This window comes from Lysinibacillus sp. UBA5994 (genome assembly GCF_002429725.1).
GTDB classification, from domain to species: Bacteria; Bacillota; Bacilli; order Bacillales_A; family Planococcaceae; genus Lysinibacillus; species Lysinibacillus capsici.
Map to the genome: position 1 here is coordinate 145900 of NZ_DJAU01000057.1, position 18690 is coordinate 164589.

The window sequence follows — 18690 nt, forward strand, 5'->3', positions numbered from 1 at the left end:
TTATAGTATACGTTGCTACTTTATCAACTGCTTCAAATTCATTTAGAAAGGTGTAGGGAATCGGTATTACAAGGCAAGCCCCAAAGCATGCAAGAATCATATACTCCTAAGTTGAATTATTTTTTCATCGACGTTGCTCGCTTCACATTTAGGTGCTTGAAAAAAGAAACTTTACTTCTTTTTTCTTTGATAAATATGCTAACATGGCCCTAACTATATTAAAAATATTAGAGAAATATAATTTACTTAGGTTTTACCTATAATAGAGGGGTGTTTATGTTTGGATATAAGACAACTACGCTATTTTATAGCAATTGTGGAGGAAAAAAAGATTTCTGCTGCGGCTGAAAGGTTACATATTTCTCAACCACCATTAAGTCAGCATTTAAAAACGATGGAGGAAGAACTCGGTTCAAAGTTGGTAGAAAGGAGCGGCAAGTATTTTGAAGTAACTGAAGCGGGAAAGACATTATATAAATATGCGTTGCAGGTTGCACAATTAATGGAAGAGGCAGAAGCAGAGGTTAAGGATATTGGATTAGGCCTTCATGGTCGATTGACATTGGGCATTAATACATTTTCAGTAATTGAGCTACCTCAATTACTACAACAATTTCAACAATATTATCCAAAGGTGACTTATAAAATTCAACAAAACGAATCTTCTTATCTATGTAAATTAGTAAGAGACCGTATTGTAGAACTTGCCATCATTCGCTTACCTTTAGAATTAGATGATTTCTCTGTTCTTCATATGTACACTGAACCATTTTACTTTATACAATCCAAAAAATTCGACTTCTTAGAACACGATGTATCTTTAGTTGACATACAAAATTGGCCAATCCTTTTACCAAGCACTGAAGGCTTAGGCGTACATTATTCGATATTAGAAGCATTTTCTCGCTTCCAGTTGCAGTCCCACATTATTGGAGAATGCTCAGATACGGCACTGTTAATGAACTTGATTGCTGCTGGCTTTAGCTCCTCTATCGTACCTGAAACTATTTTAAAGCAATATGGAGATTTACCACTTCATACATACAAAATTCCATCAGCAGAATTATCCACCTCAGTAGGACTCGTATGGCTGAAGAATCATTATTTATCTAAAGCCGCTCAAAACTTTGTGGATTTAATGAGGAAGTATTATTGTTAACGATTAATAAAAAAGAGAACAAATTAGAAACGTTAGTTTGCTCTCTTTTTGAACAGTTATTGAATAATCAGCATATCATTCTCATCAAACTGCCACATGTCGCCATAGGCAACTTCCCAATAGTAGCCATTTGGATCTTGAAAATATCCACTATAGCCACCCCAAAATACAGTTACGGGCTCCTTAATAATTTCTGCACCCGCCTTTTTTGCTAATGCAAAGACTCGATCTACTTCTTCTTTTGATTTACCATTATAGGCAAGCGTGATTCCACCAAAGCCTTGGCTAATTTCTGGTGGATTGGATTCATTAATATCTTTGACTAAACGTTCAATTGGAAATAACGATATTTTTGTTCCTCCATTATTAAAGAACATGACATCGGGATTCGTCTCCTCTCCGTATACCACCACTTCAAAACCCAGTCCCTCTCGATAAAAATTTAGAGATTCCACCATATCTTTAACACCTAATGTAATTAAATTTAAACGATTCATCTTCAAAATCCCCTTTTTAAAGTATTACTACTTTAATTCTCTACCGAACGTATATTTCCTTTTATTACCGCAAGAAAAATATTTGTTTAATTGTCTCCAAAGCCTTTTGTAGACTACTCGATATTTTTTACTAGTAGTTAAGACCAATCAGGTGTGACATTTTTATTTAATCGTTCATCATCAATAAATATTTTTATTCCTCTAATCATTGCCAGCTCACAAAAGTTACCTCTACGTTTCTATGACACAAAAAAGTACGTACTTTTTTTGAGAGTTTATTAGCAGCATAATGAGTAAGCAATCCAATAATCACAAAACATGGAGGACTTAAAATGATTACTCATTTACAAGATACAATCACTTTAAATAATGGCCTACAAATGCCTGGTATGGGTTTAGGGGTTTTTCAAGTAGAAAATGACGCTACTGCAGAAATGGTTAAAAATGCTATCGAGGTTGGCTATCGAAGCATCGATACTGCTGCTATTTATGGCAATGAAGCAGGTGTAGGAGAAGGTATTAAACAAGCTCTAGCATCTACTGGCTTACGTCGTGAAGATTTATTTATCACATCTAAAGTATGGAACGATGGTTTAAGCTATGATGAAACAATTGCAGCATATGAAGAGAGCCTAAAAAAATTAGGATTAGATTATTTAGACCTTTATCTAATTCATTGGCCTGGTAAAGATAAATATGCTGAATCGTGGAAAGCACTTGAAGACTTATATGAACAAGGCAAGATCAAAGCAATCGGTGTATGTAACTTTACTGTGGCACACTTGGATAACTTATTATCATTTGCTCATATTAAACCTGTTGTGAACCAAGTGGAATTCCACCCACGCTTACAACAAGTGGAGCTTCGTTCATTCTGTGACAAGCACCAAATTCAACTTGAAGCATGGGCACCTTTAATGCAAGGTGGACTTCTTGAAGATGAAACAATTTCAAAAATCGCAACAAAATACGGAAAATCAAATGCTCAGGTTATTTTACGCTGGGATGTACAAAATGGAGTGATTACAATTCCAAAATCAGTACGTAGAGAGCGTATGATGCAAAACGCTGATATCTTTGACTTTACTTTAACAGACGAAGAAATGGCATTAATCAATGAGATGAATCGTGAACAACGTGTTGGACCAAATCCAGATGAATTTGACTTTGCTCTATAAGCATTAAAAAGAGGAAAGAGACTGTCTTGTATATGACAGTCTCTTTCTCCCCTCATTATGATGTTTGCTGCATGGCAATATCATCATCACGTTGTTTTAACAGTACATCTTCACCTTTATCCTGTAATAATTCAACATGTTTTTCACCCCACGTACAAAGCATGTTCAGAATTGGTTCCATTCCTTGTCCATAGGCTGTTAATGAATATTCAACTTTTGGTGGTACTTGATTGAAGACCTTTCGATTGATTAACCCAGCCTGCTCCAGTTCCCTTAATTGGTTTGTGAGCATTTTTTGTGAAATACCTGGGATCAATCGTCGAAATTCGTTTGTTCGAATTTTACCATGGTGGTTTAAATGACAAAGAATAACTGGTTTCCATTTACCACCAATAACTTCTAGTGTAGCTTCAACACCAATATTATAAACTTTTTGCATCGTAAACCTCCTGTAATATCCAAAAGTAACTAAAAGTACTCTACATATCTTTTTGGTATGTATGAATATTACTACACATAATAAAAAAAATCAAAGGAGATAGTAGTAAAATGTCAAAATCAAAAAAGCCAAATGCTAAACTTACCTTACTAGCACTTGCTATCAGTGCATTTGGTATAGGGTCCACTGAATTTATCAGTGTCGGACTTTTACCATTAATTACAGATGACTTTGGTATTTCTCTTAGCACAGCTGGCTTAACCGTTTCTATATATGCACTAGGGGTAACTGTTGGGGCTCCCTTACTAACAGCTTTAACATCCCGCCTTAGTCGAAAAACCGTATTATTGCTTGTCATGTCCATTTTTATAGTGGGTAACCTAGCAGTCGCTTTAGCTCCTAATTTCGCATTACTATTAATCGGACGTATTATTTCAGCATTAGCACATGGTGTGTTTATGTCCATCGCTTCTGTTATAGCAGCAGATGTAGTGGAACCAAATAAACGAGCAAGTGCTATCGCCTTTATGTTTACTGGCTTAACATTAGCTACTGTAACAGGTGTCCCACTCGGTACATTTATTGGACAAGTAACAGATTGGCGTATGTCATTCATTTTTATTGTTGTCATTGGAATTGTCGGTTTAATTAGTAATGCATTTTTAGTACCTAGCCAATTATCGAAAGGCAACCCCATCTCTATCCGTGATATTGGCAAAGTATTAGGCAATATTCGAATGATCTTAATACTATTCATTACCGCAATTGGATACGGCGGTGCTTTTGTTGTCTACACATATGTTTCACCTATTTTAGAGCAATATATGGGGTATTCCCCACATACAGTCGTCATTATTCTAGTTGTCTATGGGATTTGTGTAGCTATCGGTAATACTCTTGGAGGTCATTTTGCTAATCATAATCCGCTACGTTCCATCTTTATTATTTTTGTTGGACTTGCATTGGCATTGCTTGGCATTGGCTTTACTCTTGAATCACCTATTATGGGATTAATAATGGTGCTGACAATGGGATTGTTCATGTTTATGAATGTCCCAGGATTGCAGCTATATGCTGTTCTACTATCTGAAAAATATATACCATCAGCAATTTCAATGGCCTCAGCATTGAATATTTCTGCTTTCAATATTGGCATATTTTTAGGCTCATATATCGGAGGCTTTATTATTCGCCACCAATCGTTGGCGCATACGCCTATATACGGATTCCTGATGGTTATGCTAGCTGCAATTGTTACACTTTTATGGTTACTTTTCGATAACAAAAAACAATAACTCTCTGAATTTCATTTTGTATAAAAAAGTAGTAGAGAATGTGTATTGTTTGTTGATATGTAGTATCCTATAATTTACTTGAATCAAACGAGAATGATTATCATTCTAATTTAAGGGAATACCCTTACTGTTTTAGTAAATCTATAGGAGTGAATAAAATGCGTAGAGGTCGATATTTTTCATTTGTAGTTTTCTTTGCACTTATATTCGTATTAGGTGCCTGTGGCTCAAATGAAGTAAAAGAGGATACAGCTACAGAAGAACAATCATCTAAAGATACAAGAATTGTAGAAGACGAGTTTGGAAAAGTAGAAATTCCTACAAATCCACAGCGTGTAGCTGCTATCTATTTGGAAGACTATTTAACTGCTTTGGATGTAAAACCCGTTGTGCAATGGTATCACCCATCTTGGGGAAAACAGGACTATTTAGGATTAGATGTTCCTGAGTTCGACATTACTGGTAGCATGGAAACATTATTACAAGCCAAGCCTGATTTAATCATTGTAGATGGTGCCGCGGACAAGGCAAAGTATGATGAATACTCAAAGGTAGCGCCTACTTACCGCTTGAAAGAAGATATTCTACAAGATCCACGTGAAATTGCGAAAACAATAGCTGATGTTTTAAATATTTCCGATAAAGCAAAAGAAATGGTTGATCAATATGAGCAACGTGTTTCCGATTTAAAAGCAAAACTAGATGAATCAATCGAAGACGAAACAGTTGCTGTTGTACGACTAAATGTAGCAGATAATACATTAGCGTTATTTGGTATTAAAAATCGCTACTCTGGCTATATTTACACAGAGACAGGCTTAACACCACATCCATTAGCCCGTGATATGACAGAGTTTCACGAGGTTTTATCAGAAGAGGCTATCACGGAATTAGATGCGGATCATATCATCCTTTTCCCTTCAAACGGAACATGGGAGTCTAAAGAAAACCAAGAAGCCATTAAATGGTTAGATAGTACACTATGGAAAACACTCCCTGCTGTAAAAAATGGGCATGTTTATATTGCTGATCGCACATATTGGCAATCTGGCGCAATCACAGCCAACTTGCTAAAGTATGATGATTTAGAGAAATGGTTCGTCAAATAATTTTCCAAAGAAAGCTCTTAATGAGGGCTTTCTTTGTGTTGTTCTGCCAATTCAAAAAAAGGGGTGAATTATTAATGGGTAACTTAACACATGTTTATACGTTACAAAATATCTCTTATTCAATTCAACCGTCAAAAAAGTTATTGATTAGTAGTGATTTCTATACACTTTTTATCGTAATGAATGGTAGCGGAAAGCTAGCCATAGATCATGACACCATTCATTTTAGTGAAGAAAAGTGCATATTGATTCCGCCAAATAACACGGTTAGTATCCACATTCAAAGTGAACACCTTTGTTTTTATCAGTTACAATTCAACATTGTCAATCTCAGCAATAGTCAAAATTCATATAGTCATTTTACAAGTATCAGCGAACGACATCTTCTCCCCTTTTCACAATGTCATAGACTGCTAGAAGTCATCTATCAAAACCGGTTAGCGGAGGATGAACACACGATTTTTGAACAGCATGTGCACTTTCAAGAGCTGATGTTATTACTCTTACATCAAACCATACCCAAGCAGATGAAAAAAAATGATCGCCAATCTGTTGAGCAGTCCGTTAACCATTTACAAAAACATTTTGAAAAAGAGTGGACGGTTGAGCAGCTAGCACAGCTAGCTGACGTACCAAGATGGAATTACACGCGCATTTTTAAAGATATTACGGGACAAATTCCTCTTCACTATTTAACTAAACTTCGTATTGAAAAAGCTAAGCATTTATTAATGACAACAAATGATCGAGTATTTGAAATTAGCCAGTCTGTCGGATTTAATAATGAGTATTATTTCAATCGTCGCTTTAAGGAACATGTCGGCATCTCTCCAGGACAATATCGAAGAAATCAAAGCAGCCATATACGTGTATTTGCACCATTCTTAGAAGATTTCTTTGTTGCGCTTGGGATTACGCCAATTGCTCAATTCAGTCATTCAAAATGGGGGAAACAAGACTATTTAGGTCTACAGAAAGTGCCAGATATCGATGTACAAAATAGAGAAATGGATCGACTCTTTTACTATAAGCCAACTTTAATTATGTTAGATTCTGGTGTAGAGCGTTGGGAATCCTTTCAGCACTTAGATGAAGTAGCCCCCGTCTGCCATCTTTCACACCCTGGAGAGAATTGGCAATCTACTTTATTTAAAATTGCAGATCTAACAGGAAAAACCTCCTTGATGCAAGACGTAATCCTACAATATGAAGATAAAGTACAACAAGCAAAAGGAATTCTTAGCAAATCTGTTTATGGGCAAAGTGTAGCATTTCTCCGTATTTCAGCCATTGGCATTACTCTATATGCGGGTCCTGAATGTGGCTATACGGGCCCCATTTTATATCGTGACTTAGGTTTAATGCCACATTCACTAGTATGGAGTATTCCGCACAATCAACGTAAAGCACAACTGACATTTGCTCAATTGTTGCAATTAGATGCTGATCATTTATTTATTACCTTTGATAAACAACATTCCATTTATGAAAATGAGGAACGTGCTATTTTAAAAACTCCTACTTGGAAAAACCTAGCTGCCGTTAAAAGCAACTGTGTCTATGAAGTAGACTTTTTAACATGGATGAATTATGGCATTTTATCACATAGTAAAAAAATTGATGATGTCTTAAATGTACTTGGCTAAAAGGAAGCTTACTTTAGCTTCCTTTTTCAATGATTAGGACAAACATTGCACTGCTAATAACACCGAAAGCCGTTTTGCTACATAAGATAGGATATCAGTTATAGGATAGGAGGAATGACCTTGTATTACATTCCTTATCCGTATTTTGTGCATCCCTATCATTATCCAACATCGCCTATCGCTAATCATTTTGCCATTAGACCCTTTTCGCAACATCTAGCAATGCCGACCAATAATCCTTTTCCACCTGTCGATACACACAAATTAAAAGCTTCAGCATCACGGATAAAGGCAATGATGCAGCAAGCCCAATTACTTACGGATAAAATAGATAGCTCCCAACAATTCGCACATGATTTAATGAATGCTGCTCAACTTTCAAATAAAACAGAGGTTGAAAAATTAATCACATCAACAGGCATTACGATGAAATTTGAAACAAACTATACACCAGACAGTTTTAGAATACGTCTTATTGATAATGATTGTTGTGGAGTCACCTTAAATTTGAATTGGTGAAAATTCCTAGTGAACTTGTAAACTATAAAAAACTATGCTAAAGTGTTTGTATTGTTATTTCTGAAAATTCTTATATTACTTTTCTTATCAAGAGAGACGGAGGGATTGGCCCGATGAAGTCTCAGCAACCAGCTAACAGTATGGTGCTAATTCCAATTGGCAAAATGATCAGCCTTGAAGATGAGAAGAAGAACTACCGTTGTTGCAGCAGGAGTCCTCTTCTATTAGGGGACTCCTTTTTATTTACAACTATTTTTACAGAAAGCAGGGAAATCGATGTCTAATGAACTTTTACAAGCATTGCAATTATTAAAATCGAAACAGTGGGTTGACTTAACACATACATTCGGCCCTAATTCACCACATTTTTTTATGTTTGAGGACGCTAAATTTGAAACGTTATTTTCTCATAAGGACGGTTTCTTCGCTCAACAATTCACGTTCCCTGGTCAATATGGCACACATATCGACCCACCCATTCATTTTGTGCGAGATACTCGCTACTTAGAAGAATTAGAACTAAAAGAGCTTGTTCTTCCCCTTGTTGTTATTGATAAATCACAAGAGGCTGCGAGCAACCATGATTTTTCATTAAGTGTTGAAGATATTCTTGATTTTGAGGACAAGCATGGAGAAATTGAAGCAGGAACATTTGTAGCATTACGCACAGATTGGAGTAAGCGCTGGCCAGATAAAGAGGCTTTCAGTAATAAGGATGCAGATGGACATAACCATATCCCTGGCTGGGGTTTAGAAGCTTTACAGTTTTTACTAAAAGAACGCAAGGTAAGCGCAATTGGTCATGAAACTTTCGATACGGACTCTGCTGCTGATTTTCGTAAAAATGGCAAGCTAGATGGCGAATATTTTGTACTTGACCAAGACACCTATCAAATTGAGCTAATGACGAATTTGGACAAGCTACCTGCGAAAGGCGCTATCATCTTCAATATCGTACCTAAGCCAGAAAAAGCATCTGGCTTCCCTGTGCGCTCATTTGCTATTTTGCCATAACTTAAAAGTCGGTATAGCGTATACCGACTTTTATGTTTGTCCATTTCTTTTTTTGAATAGAAAGTAAACAATGAGCATCCCTACAATAAATAAAAGGATAAGATAGATACTATAATGAGTCAGATAGTATCCAACAAATCGCCATTTCTCTCCAAGCATCTTTCCTAATGATATAAATGTGAACGTCCAGATAAATGCCCCTGTATAGGCAAAAAGCGCAAACTTTCTATAAGGATAATTATTAATAGCCGCAATATACGCTGTCAAATGACGTACCCCGGGGATAAAATAGCCAATTAATAATAGGGTAGGTCCTATTTTTGTAAACATCTTTTTCGTAAAGTCAATTTTTTGCTCTGTAATATGAATTTTAGGCCCATATTTCTGCAATAACGGTAAGCCAAAACGATAACCAATATAGTAACTTAAGGTAATGCCTCCAACCGCACCAATCATTGCACTGACTAAAGCAGGAATATGTTCAAGACTTTCTCGGTAAACACTATAGCCTACATAAGTTAGAAACACCTCATCAGGAAGTGGCACCCCTACAATACCTCCAATTAGAATCACGATAATTCCAAAGTATCCGTAATGTTCAATTAGAGACTGCACGTGATGTGCCATAAATCATCCCACCTAAAATTTATTAAAATCTACCTGCTATATATAGTGTAGCCTCAGCGCTCTAAATGACTTGAAGCTGACGTAAAGCAAAATTGATACCGCCATCCGTAGATGTCTTTGTAACAAAATTCGCAACACTTTTTAGAGCTTTACTACCATTTCCCATGGCAATTCCTACTCCTACATATTCCAACATGTCAATATCATTATCCCCATCCCCAAAGGCAATCGCATTCTTAGGGTCAATATTGAAATGATCAAGCACCGCTTTAATAGCTATAGACTTCGAAACATCCTGCTGTAATACATTCACAATATAAGGATGCCAACGCTGTAAAAATATATTCGAAACTTGGCTAGTATATCTTTTTTCAGCCAGCTCATCCGCATATAGACACATGAGAAAAACCTCTTCATCTACAATTTTTTCATTTATATGTGGAAAATCCCGTAAAGATAAAGTTTCTTGCATCGCTCTTAAAGCTACTGGACTTTGTATGCTATTCATGGATAGCTGCTCTGTAAAAAATGTTAGGCTATGCTGCTGTTCCTGTGCAAACGCCTGTACATTGTGGACAATTTCTTTGGCAATCGGAGTTTTATGTATGACAAGATCCTTATGTTTCACATAGGCCCCATTTGCAGTAATAAAGGTTTCAATCCCCAGCGCTTTTAACTCATAGCACATAGATAAGGGTCTTCCAGTAGCCGCTACAAGATGGATTCCTTTTTCTTGCAATAGCTGAATAGCTTGTTTTGTACTTTCTTCCACACAGCCATCCTCGTAATTAATCAATGTGCCGTCTACATCAAAAAACACGATATTATACTTCATTTTGAGCACTCCTTCATAGTCATTTAGAACCAATTTATAATTTTTCTCCCATGAAATATGTGAAAGTATTTTGACAAACTTTAAGCAAACTATATAACTTCCTTTTGCACCACCGATAAAAACTATTACAAGCGTATTTATAATAATATTTAACTAAAAATTCCTTGAATATTTTTATTTAATAATTCTAAAGGAGTATACCAAAGAACACAAAATTGTTAAAATAAAAGATAATATCTTAAATACATTGAACGATAAAATTTTACGTATAAATAGAACAAAAGAAATAAAATTTTAGTGCACGCAAAGGAGTTGATTCTTATGGCATTTAACATTTACTACTATGAAAGTAGTGTGGATTGTAAATTTTGCAAAAAGCAGTTTACAACATATAAAGTTCGCCCTAATCGATATAAAATTATCGAAGAACAGACGGATTTCATGCCTGTTTACGATGGCCTAAACCCTTTGCTATATGAAGTTGCCGTATGTCCACATTGTGGTTATGCCTACCATAAATCTATGACACGGACATATGGACCTTTCATGCTACTCATTGATGAACTATACATTAAAGAGCTCCAGAAACCTATGGATATCTGTCAGGAACGTACAATTGATGATGCCATTATCAGTTTTAAGCTCGCCTATTTAGTATCCCGTGCATCAATGGAAGAATCTCTTTTAATGGCGAATTTCGCTTTAAAAATTGCGTGGCTCTATCGATTAAAAAAGGACGAAGAATCCGAAAAGCGTTATCTTTTTGCAGCTAGAGACTTTTATAGTAAATCCTTTGCCTCTAATCAAGAAGGTGGGGAGAGAATTCAGTTTTTACATGCTGAATTAAGCCTTCGACTTGGTGATATTCCTGAAGCAAAAAAAGGATTTTCACGCTTAATCGCTGATCGAAATGTTTCGCCAAAATATCGCAAGCTTGCACGCAATCGTTGGGAAAATTATAAATATGACGAACAACCCATAACAATTAATGAAATCATTAATTAATGGGACGAGGAGATGATTAATTATGTTGCTATTTCAAAAGAAAATTGATGTGAGAGAAGAGGATATATTTTCAGAGCTACATCATTTTTTATTAAGAAAAAATAATCGCTACCTAACAAACGAAGAAGTTGTCGCTCTAACAGGCGTATCATCTGAGCTGCTTTACAAATGGGTAAAAGCAGGAAAATTAAAAAACTCCATTTTCCCTAATTTAGGGGCTCCATGCGAACGTTGTGGACAGATTACGCAAGCTAAAATTTGCGTGAGCTGCTCTTCCTCCATTGTTGGGACATTAAAACAAGAAGAAAAGGATCGTGCATGGTTTAACCAAATTCAACGTAACCATGTAAGAGCAAGTACGTATCACTATAAATAGCATTCCAACATCTCCATCAATTGGAGGTGTTTTTCTTTTTTACATACTAAATTTAAACTAATTTTAAACAAATTCTTCCTAAACTTTAAACTTGCCTTTCTATAATTAGTATCAATATAAAGTGAAGGGCTGATAATTAATGAGGAAAGCTAGGAAACATAAGGTTTTATTAAGTTTTGCACTGGCAAGTTTAATGACAGTAAGTGGAGTAGTAAATGTCTCTGCTGCTGTCCCTGTAAATGAGCAGATTATTAAAAACGATTCTGCTGTCAAACAAGCTAGGACTTCTAATGAAACATTACTTGATTGGAAAAAATGGGCGAATGACCATGCATACAGCCTGTCATCCATCCAGCCTGAAACGTTTGACGGACAAAAAATTCCCGCTAACAAATTTGACGATTTAGAGATGCTAAAACCTTTATTACATGATAAACGTATTGTCTTTTTAGGGGAAAGCTCTCATGGAGTGGCGCAATTCAATCTAGCGAAAACACGTTTAATACAATTTTTACATCAAGATATGGGCTATAATGTCCTTGCCTTTGAAAGTGGTATGGGTAATGTGATGAATGCTCAAGGACAAATTGATAAACAAGCAGCTCTACAAACAATGAAGGATGCCATTTTCGGCGTTTGGTGGACAAAAGAAACTTTGCCTCTGTTTGACTATGCAAAATCGACTCAAGCAACAGAGCAACCTCTTGTACTTACTGGCTTCGATATTCAACAACAAGGAGCATTTACGAACGGAGATTGGCTGCAAAACCCTAAGTTGGCTCAGCAATTCAATGAAGCTGAGAAGCAACTTGCTGAATGGAGCTCGGGAAAAGATTTGAAGGGCTATCAAAAAGTAAAAGCTACTATAATTGATGTATATAAACAGGTAAAATCACAAATACAATTCAAAGAAAAAGAGCTACAGGCAGCTTATCCAAAAGAGCCTCATATTGTAAAACTAATGGATCGCACTCTAGCAGATCGTATTCGACTAGCAGACGAATATATAGAGTTAACAATTCAGTCCAATATCGACATTGAACAAAATAATATAGAATCATTTTTGCAAACTATGGAATGGCGAGATCAAGCGATGATGGAGAACTTACTTTGGTTAGCTGAAGAGGTGTACCCTACAGAAAAGTTTATTGTATGGGCTCATAACGATCATATTCGTAAAGCACAATCGGATGTAATGGGATCTCCTTACCCAGTTAAATTAATGGGGGAACGTTTACCTGATATCTATAAGAAATATAGCTATGTATTAGGTCTATACATGACTAGTGGAGAGACAGCTAATAATATGGGAGAACCTATGCCTGTTTTACCTCCTGTCAAAGGATCTATTGAAGATATTCTGTCTTCAACAAATAAACCTTACACATTCATCGATTTACGCAATCGACAAAATGAACGAGGCAACTCATGGATGTTTGAACCACGCTTATCCTATAGTTGGGGAATGATACAGGAAAGTCTTGTTCCGCGCGACCAATACGATGGTATACTTTTAATAGATCAGGTGAATAAACCAACTTATATCAAATAATCTCTCTTATTAAACAATAGCAAACTAGATTTCCTAGTTTGCTATTATTTTAAGTATCCATCGATATAGTATCCCATTCTTCGTCTTGATATCCAATCATCCAAAATAAGCCTCTCCGTCTTTCCATCACAACACTTTCATTTAATGCTAAAGGAGCTTCTTGTCCATTGATGCGGCTATCTACACAAGCCCAATGTAATCTGTAAATTTTATCCGCCTCATCCACTATATCTTCCTTACTGCGCAGTACCGTTTGACCATAAAATTGCTCAAATGTCTCGCAACGAGAAACTACTTGAATTGCATATTCACAATCACATACATCGTCAGGGAAATTTAGCTCTTCCACAAGTCCCAATGCCCAGATAAGTGTCCAATAGGCTTCATATTGCCATGATATATTGACCGCTTCTTGAGCACCAGGATGCTGAGCCTCAAGAAAGAATTTTTCATGCTCCGTTAAAAATTCATGCACCTCATATGTGTGTAGCATATTGGTAAAGAACTCTCTAGACTCCTCAATATCACCCTTCTGTGCTACATCACAAGCGAATTGAATAACAATCAACAGGGCAACCGCTCTTCTTGCAATATCCTCTTGGCTTTTAAATTGAAGATTTTCTACTGGTGGTAGCTGAGGAAGCGATGCCGCATAAGGTATGTTCTTCTCTTTTAAAAAGGCTATCGTTCTAATTTTTCGTGCCTCTCCCTGTGCTGATGTGACCTCTAGTGCATGTATCTTTCTTGTACAAGCATGTGGTTGAAAATCAGATGGACCTGATTCTCCATTAGGATAAACAATAACCATACCGTTCTGATCCAGCAAAGTACCATCTGATAGGAAACCAATCCCTCCTACGCTTGCTAGTAATTTTATAAATTGCTGCATATGGTCTTCTGTCATCTCTTTGTTCATTTCGATTGCAACGACAGTATTGAGCACTGATATTTGAATCATTATGCGTTCTTTTAGCTGTTCATCTTTAAATGGAATTTTATCGTAAAAGCCCATCATCCCAGGTATATTTTTTACAAAATAATCAGGGTGCGTATCTTCAGTTAAAATATTTATGGAGCATCTATATTTATTAAATAAACCTCTTGATTTTAATAAATTTTCGTTATCATCTTTTTCAATAATGAATCTTTTTGCCAATACATCGGATAGTTTATCCTGAATATCATCTGTATCATTTTTGGAAGCAAATATCGTAAAATGGTTCAATCTACTCTCCCCTTAGTCGCATATAGCATTTTAATAACCAATTTTCCAAACAACTAAGCGCTTGGCTAAACAGCTGTTTGTTTTTCTGTAGCACCTCATGTTCAACCCAATATGCCAGCAAAGGACGCCATTTTTCTTCGTCTATCATAGTTGTAGGTGTAATTCCTCGCTGCATCATCTGACAAATAGCTCGGATGGATGTTAGCCTCTCTACTTCGTTGCCATTTAACCACTCATATAACGTCTCTGCACTTGGCTGTGACTCAGCCAAAAGTGTATCCCACCCATCAATAGGAAACGTGACATAGGATCTCATCCAGTCTATAATATTCGGATGATGAAATTGGCGTAGACGATATAGAGCCGTATAGGCATCAATTCTATCTTTTTCGATATCCATTAAGATGAAAGATTGTCCTTCATCAACTGGCAAACAATGTGCTGTTACATAATCACGCAGCCAATCAGGTACGTCACTCTGTCCTTGCCAAAGTTCTCTCGCCCAATTTCCCGCCTCACTCGGACATATCTTGACTAAAATTTCACTCCACGCCTTTTGTTCTGATGGAGATTGAGCTCGCTCTAACTTATGTCGAAGTGCCTGATACACCTGTACGCCATCAAAATGCAAAAACGCCTCCTGCACGCTTGTTTTTTTCACCCCATGCATGGAAACATAATGAAGTAAAGATGCTAAGCTGGATTGAGCCTGCTGTAAATTAGAGCTTAAATATTGTTCTAGCCAAGTTAGCCATAATTGTGAGCTAGCCAATTCAATATCCAATCCATTTTCACTACAAAATTGACGATGCTGTCCGCAATCTACGCCAATACAGCCTAAAGCCGTCATATTATCAACGTACGAATGAAAGCTGGCAGCAAGCAAATCAAGCTCATCTTCTTCATGGCTCCAATACCAAACCGTTTCGTCGTCAAGCTTAAGGAGAAGGGCATCTCCATTACCGGCCGTGAAAAATTGTAAATATTGCTGTTCATACGATTCATCATTCTCTCCAAAGTAAGGAAAGTCTAGAGCTTTTAGGCTCCAGCCAAATTCACCAGAAGGCGTATCTAACAATTCAGTGGGAAGTATCGCCTCATCTGGTAATGACCAATAAATACTTACTTGCTTTGAGCAATTTTGCAACAGTTGACGAAACCCATTAGGGATTTGTACACCAAGTCTTTCCTCAACCTGCTGTAACTCTTGCTCGGTAGCGACTGGCCGCATTTCAATCGGATGTACACAAGCTCCCTGCTGCTTCAATCGCTCTACTAAATGATTCCAACGCTCAATCCACATTGTCTCTAACCTCCATATAAGGCTATGTGATGTCATACTTCTTATTTATCGTCAGGAAATCATTTACTGATTAGGATAACTTTAAACAGAATGACAAAATGCTATTATTTTACTGCCATCTAAACCTTCGTATATGATAAATGACTCAGCTATATTCATTCTTTTCTATTACGTCTTAATGAATTATTTTACTTTCTTTACTTCCATCATAATTTTGGTTACATACTCTTCTTCTCGATTTTTCATTACGGCATCATAAATGTATTCCTCGTATACATACTGACCTAGCTCATAACCCTTTTCATGCATGACATTAAATAGCCGTGTGTATGTCTCACCAAGTTTTGAGGAGGGGCCTACATGATAACCAATCACAAATTCACCCTCTATCGCCTTAAAATAAGGATGCCCTTCTCTTGGATGAGGCTGCTCAATATACAAATAACTATAGTTATCGTAATTCCCAGCTAACACTTGCTCTCTTCTTGTTATCCCTCCAATGGGATACCCCGTATCTAATTGAGAGCGATCCAATTCCTCAATAAAGTCAGATACAGCCTTCACAAACTGCTCTTCTGTAGAATTCTCAATATTTTTACTCAAATATAATGTATCTTCAGGAAAATACTCAATCGTGATGTCCTTAAAATTTAGATGCAGTGCTTCCTCTGTCATTTTGATTTTGACATCAATAATATTCTCAATCATTTCTAGTTCTCTACGCTTTTTCGCAACATGCTCTTTTTGTTGGTGCATCAATTCTAAAAAATTTTCAGGTGATTTCTCTGCCATATAATGCTGAATATCCTTTAAGGACATCCCCACTGCCTTTAATAATTCAATAACACCGAAAAAATCATATTGAGCAAGTGAATAATACCTATAGTCCTTACTATCTTTCATGATGGGAGATAATAAACCAATTTGATCATAATAAATAAGTGTCTGTTTATTCACCTTACATAATTTAGCAAATTCACCAGTTGTAAAATACTTTACATTTTTATTAAGCATTTTTTGAGTTTCCTCCCTTGACTATATAGTTACTATATACTTTAGATTGTACCTATTCAAAATAAAAATAGAAAGGTTTTGACATTATGTTCACGGAGATTCGTGACATTACAGCTTTTAACAAGAAAGAAATTTTAGCATTACGCATCGCTGACAATCAGCAACATTTTATTGAATCTACAGAACAATGCTTAGCAGAGGCGGAAATGGATCGACGCTTTACGCCTTTAGGTCTGTATAAAGATAACACCGCTATAGGCTTCGCTATGTACGGCTTATTCCCTCATGATGATTACAGTCAACGAGTATGGCTTGATCGCTATCTAATTGCAGAACAATACCAAGGACAAGGTTTGGGAAAACATTTTTTACAGCAACTTATTCAATATTTAACAGTAAAGTTCAACTGTCTTCAGATATATTTAAGTGTTTATGACAATAACGCTGTAGCTATCCAGCTGTATAAGCAATTTGGTTTTATATTTAATGGTGAGCTAGATGATAAAGGGGAAAAAGTGATGGTTTTGGAGGTGCATGGTTATGACAACCATTAATCCAATTGAAACAAAGCCACTGAAACCATTATTTTTATCATACTTATTCCCTGCAATGATCGGGATGCTTTTAATGTCCGTCAATATATTGGTAGATGGCATTTTCGTTAGTCATGGCGTGGGACCTACAGCTTTAGCTGGAGTTAATATAGCTGTTCCTATTTTCTCTATTTTGCTTTCTATTTCTCTATGGATTGGCATGGGAGGAGCTACTCTTTTCTCGATTTCTCTAGGAGAGGGCAATAAGCAACGTGCCCATCAACTATTTACATTGGCGTTTTCTACAATGCTAGTGGTTGTGATAACGATTATTGGATTTCTCGCGTTAAATCTAAAGGACATTTCTTATATATTCGGAGCGAGCGATGATACGTATCCGTATGTGCAGGAGTATTTACATGTAATTTTGCTCTTTGGGATATTTTACACAATTGAAAATTTATTAAGTATTTTTATTCGGAATGACGGCAACCCAAAATTGGCTATGCTGGGCTTAATTACAACATCGGCTTTGAATATACTCTTAAATTATGTTTTCATCTTCGTACTAGATTATGGCGTGACTGGCTGTGCCTTAGCGACAGCAATAGCTACAATTATAGGTACGTCTGTGCTATGTCTTCATTTTTTCCGTCCTCAATCTGAATTAAAATTTGTCACTTCATTTTTAAATCTATCAGATTTGAAAAAAATTTTTGCTATAGGTTTACCTAGCTTTATTGTTGAAGCTTTCGTTGCAGTTATCGTTATTTTGTATAACGTTACATTTTTACATTATTTGGGTGCGAATGGCGTTACTGCCTATGCAATGGTCAATTATATCCATACTGTCTTGCTGACTATTTTCCTTGGAGTCGGTATGGCTCTACAACCGTTAGTTAGCTATCACCACGGGGCAAGATTACTTGAAAGATTAACTGCTTTATTGAAAATCGGTTTAGCTACCGCATTTATTTTAGGATTAACAACTGCTCTTATAGCTCTTCTTTTCCCTTCTCAATTAATGGCGTTATTTGGAGATAGCTCATTTGAAATTCGCAGTATGGCAGCACAGGGCTTTGTACATTTTGCCATTGGCTATGTATTTTTAGGGATCAACATGGTGTTCGCAGAATTCTTTCAATCCATTGAAAAAATTCGTATTGCTACAACAATTATGTTACTACGTAGTATTATCTTATTTATCCCTACTCTCATCATACTACCCAAGATACTTGGCTCGCAGGCTATTTGGTGGACCTTCCCAGTAGCAGAAGGAATTACAGCATTGCTTATTTACTTGTTCATTAGGAAAAATCCAAGAACCCTTTCATCTCCTGACCATGCTTAAATGAAAGGGGACC

General features: G+C 36.4%; 19 protein-coding genes and 1 riboswitch. Of the genes, 12 read left to right on the top strand and 7 right to left on the bottom strand.

Features of this window, described 5'->3' with window-relative positions; translation table 11 throughout:
• Positions 1 to 280: 280 nt before the first annotated feature.
• Complete coding sequence (locus B3D98_RS19600; RefSeq protein ID WP_288585457.1) at positions 281 to 1159, top strand: LysR family transcriptional regulator; 879 nt, start codon at positions 281 to 283, stop codon at positions 1157 to 1159.
• A 56-nt stretch (positions 1160 to 1215) separates the two neighbouring features.
• Here B3D98_RS19600 and B3D98_RS19605 read toward each other — a convergent pair whose 3' ends face one another.
• The gene (locus B3D98_RS19605; protein WP_048394038.1) at positions 1216 to 1656 is read right to left on the bottom strand and encodes a VOC family protein; all 441 of its coding nucleotides are present in this window, start codon (positions 1654 to 1656) and stop codon (positions 1216 to 1218) included.
• A 332-nt stretch (positions 1657 to 1988) separates the two neighbouring features.
• Here B3D98_RS19605 and B3D98_RS19610 point away from each other — a divergent pair, with 332 nt between their 5' ends.
• A complete protein-coding gene (locus B3D98_RS19610; protein ID WP_016992626.1) occupies positions 1989 to 2834 on the top strand; it encodes an aldo/keto reductase in 846 nt (281 codons plus the stop codon).
• 55 nt (positions 2835 to 2889) lie between these two features.
• On the opposite strand, the gene B3D98_RS19615 is transcribed toward B3D98_RS19610, so the two are convergent.
• Positions 2890 to 3273 carry a winged helix-turn-helix transcriptional regulator gene (locus B3D98_RS19615; protein WP_016992625.1) on the bottom strand — a complete coding sequence of 128 codons (384 nt, stop codon included), beginning with the start codon at positions 3271 to 3273 and terminating at the stop codon, positions 2890 to 2892.
• A gap of 110 nt (positions 3274 to 3383) precedes the next feature.
• On the opposite strand from B3D98_RS19615, the gene B3D98_RS19620 reads away from it, so the two are divergent.
• The 5 genes from B3D98_RS19620 to B3D98_RS19640 all read left to right on the top strand — a co-directional run bounded on the left by B3D98_RS19620 (position 3384) and on the right by B3D98_RS19640 (position 8856).
• Positions 3384 to 4568: an MFS transporter gene (locus tag B3D98_RS19620; protein WP_054549682.1), complete on the top strand. Its 1185-nt coding sequence runs from the start codon at positions 3384 to 3386 to the stop codon at positions 4566 to 4568.
• Positions 4569 to 4726: 158 nt separating this feature from the next.
• Positions 4727 to 5677 carry an ABC transporter substrate-binding protein gene (locus B3D98_RS19625; RefSeq protein WP_066037947.1) on the top strand — a complete coding sequence of 317 codons (951 nt, stop codon included), beginning with the start codon at positions 4727 to 4729 and terminating at the stop codon, positions 5675 to 5677.
• Between the two features lie 74 nt (positions 5678 to 5751).
• The gene (locus B3D98_RS19630; protein WP_066037946.1) at positions 5752 to 7323 is read left to right on the top strand and encodes an AraC family transcriptional regulator; all 1572 of its coding nucleotides are present in this window, start codon (positions 5752 to 5754) and stop codon (positions 7321 to 7323) included.
• A gap of 114 nt (positions 7324 to 7437) precedes the next feature.
• Entirely contained in the window at positions 7438 to 7842 is a 405-nt protein-coding gene (locus tag B3D98_RS19635) for a hypothetical protein (protein WP_288585465.1), read from the top strand.
• Positions 7843 to 7923: 81 nt separating this feature from the next.
• Positions 7924 to 8029, top strand: a riboswitch (SAM riboswitch).
• An 89-nt stretch (positions 8030 to 8118) separates the two neighbouring features.
• The gene (locus tag B3D98_RS19640; RefSeq protein ID WP_048394025.1) at positions 8119 to 8856 is read left to right on the top strand and encodes a cyclase family protein; all 738 of its coding nucleotides are present in this window, start codon (positions 8119 to 8121) and stop codon (positions 8854 to 8856) included.
• Positions 8857 to 8886: 30 nt separating this feature from the next.
• Here B3D98_RS19640 and B3D98_RS19645 read toward each other — a convergent pair whose 3' ends face one another.
• Together B3D98_RS19645 and B3D98_RS19650 are read right to left on the bottom strand one after the other, a co-directional pair.
• Positions 8887 to 9483 carry a DedA family protein gene (locus tag B3D98_RS19645; protein WP_066037945.1) on the bottom strand — a complete coding sequence of 199 codons (597 nt, stop codon included), beginning with the start codon at positions 9481 to 9483 and terminating at the stop codon, positions 8887 to 8889.
• 61 nt (positions 9484 to 9544) lie between these two features.
• On the bottom strand, positions 9545 to 10318 hold the full coding sequence (locus B3D98_RS19650; RefSeq protein ID WP_054549687.1) for a Cof-type HAD-IIB family hydrolase: 774 nt from the start codon (positions 10316 to 10318) through the stop codon (positions 9545 to 9547).
• Positions 10319 to 10639: 321 nt separating this feature from the next.
• Here B3D98_RS19650 and B3D98_RS19655 point away from each other — a divergent pair, with 321 nt between their 5' ends.
• From B3D98_RS19655 to B3D98_RS19665, 3 genes are all read left to right on the top strand, one after another.
• Positions 10640 to 11323: a DUF2225 domain-containing protein gene (locus B3D98_RS19655; RefSeq protein ID WP_016993422.1), complete on the top strand. Its 684-nt coding sequence runs from the start codon at positions 10640 to 10642 to the stop codon at positions 11321 to 11323.
• Positions 11324 to 11345: 22 nt separating this feature from the next.
• Complete coding sequence (locus B3D98_RS19660; RefSeq protein ID WP_016993423.1) at positions 11346 to 11699, top strand: hypothetical protein; 354 nt, start codon at positions 11346 to 11348, stop codon at positions 11697 to 11699.
• Positions 11700 to 11838: 139 nt separating this feature from the next.
• On the top strand, positions 11839 to 13251 hold the full coding sequence (locus B3D98_RS19665; RefSeq protein ID WP_048394022.1) for an erythromycin esterase family protein: 1413 nt from the start codon (positions 11839 to 11841) through the stop codon (positions 13249 to 13251).
• A 49-nt stretch (positions 13252 to 13300) separates the two neighbouring features.
• Here the strand turns inward: B3D98_RS19665 and B3D98_RS19670 are convergent, their stop codons facing one another.
• The 3 genes from B3D98_RS19670 to B3D98_RS19680 all read right to left on the bottom strand — a co-directional run bounded on the left by B3D98_RS19670 (position 13301) and on the right by B3D98_RS19680 (position 16793).
• Positions 13301 to 14476, bottom strand: coding sequence for a DUF4272 domain-containing protein (locus B3D98_RS19670; protein ID WP_288585470.1), 1176 nt, complete (start codon positions 14474 to 14476; stop codon positions 13301 to 13303).
• A 1-nt stretch (position 14477) separates the two neighbouring features.
• Complete coding sequence (locus B3D98_RS19675) at positions 14478 to 15779, bottom strand: SMI1/KNR4 family protein (protein WP_288585473.1); 1302 nt, start codon at positions 15777 to 15779, stop codon at positions 14478 to 14480.
• Between the two features lie 183 nt (positions 15780 to 15962).
• Positions 15963 to 16793 (bottom strand): MerR family transcriptional regulator, encoded by an 831-nt coding sequence (locus B3D98_RS19680; protein WP_009370580.1) that lies wholly within the window; start codon positions 16791 to 16793, stop codon positions 15963 to 15965.
• A gap of 86 nt (positions 16794 to 16879) precedes the next feature.
• On the opposite strand from B3D98_RS19680, the gene B3D98_RS19685 reads away from it, so the two are divergent.
• A complete protein-coding gene (locus B3D98_RS19685; RefSeq protein WP_048394017.1) occupies positions 16880 to 17347 on the top strand; it encodes a GNAT family N-acetyltransferase in 468 nt (155 codons plus the stop codon).
• On the top strand, positions 17334 to 18677 hold the full coding sequence (locus B3D98_RS19690) for an MATE family efflux transporter (protein ID WP_288585477.1): 1344 nt from the start codon (positions 17334 to 17336) through the stop codon (positions 18675 to 18677). Before B3D98_RS19685 ends, B3D98_RS19690 begins: the two co-directional genes overlap by 14 nt.
• The last annotated feature ends 13 nt before the right edge of the window (positions 18678 to 18690 follow it).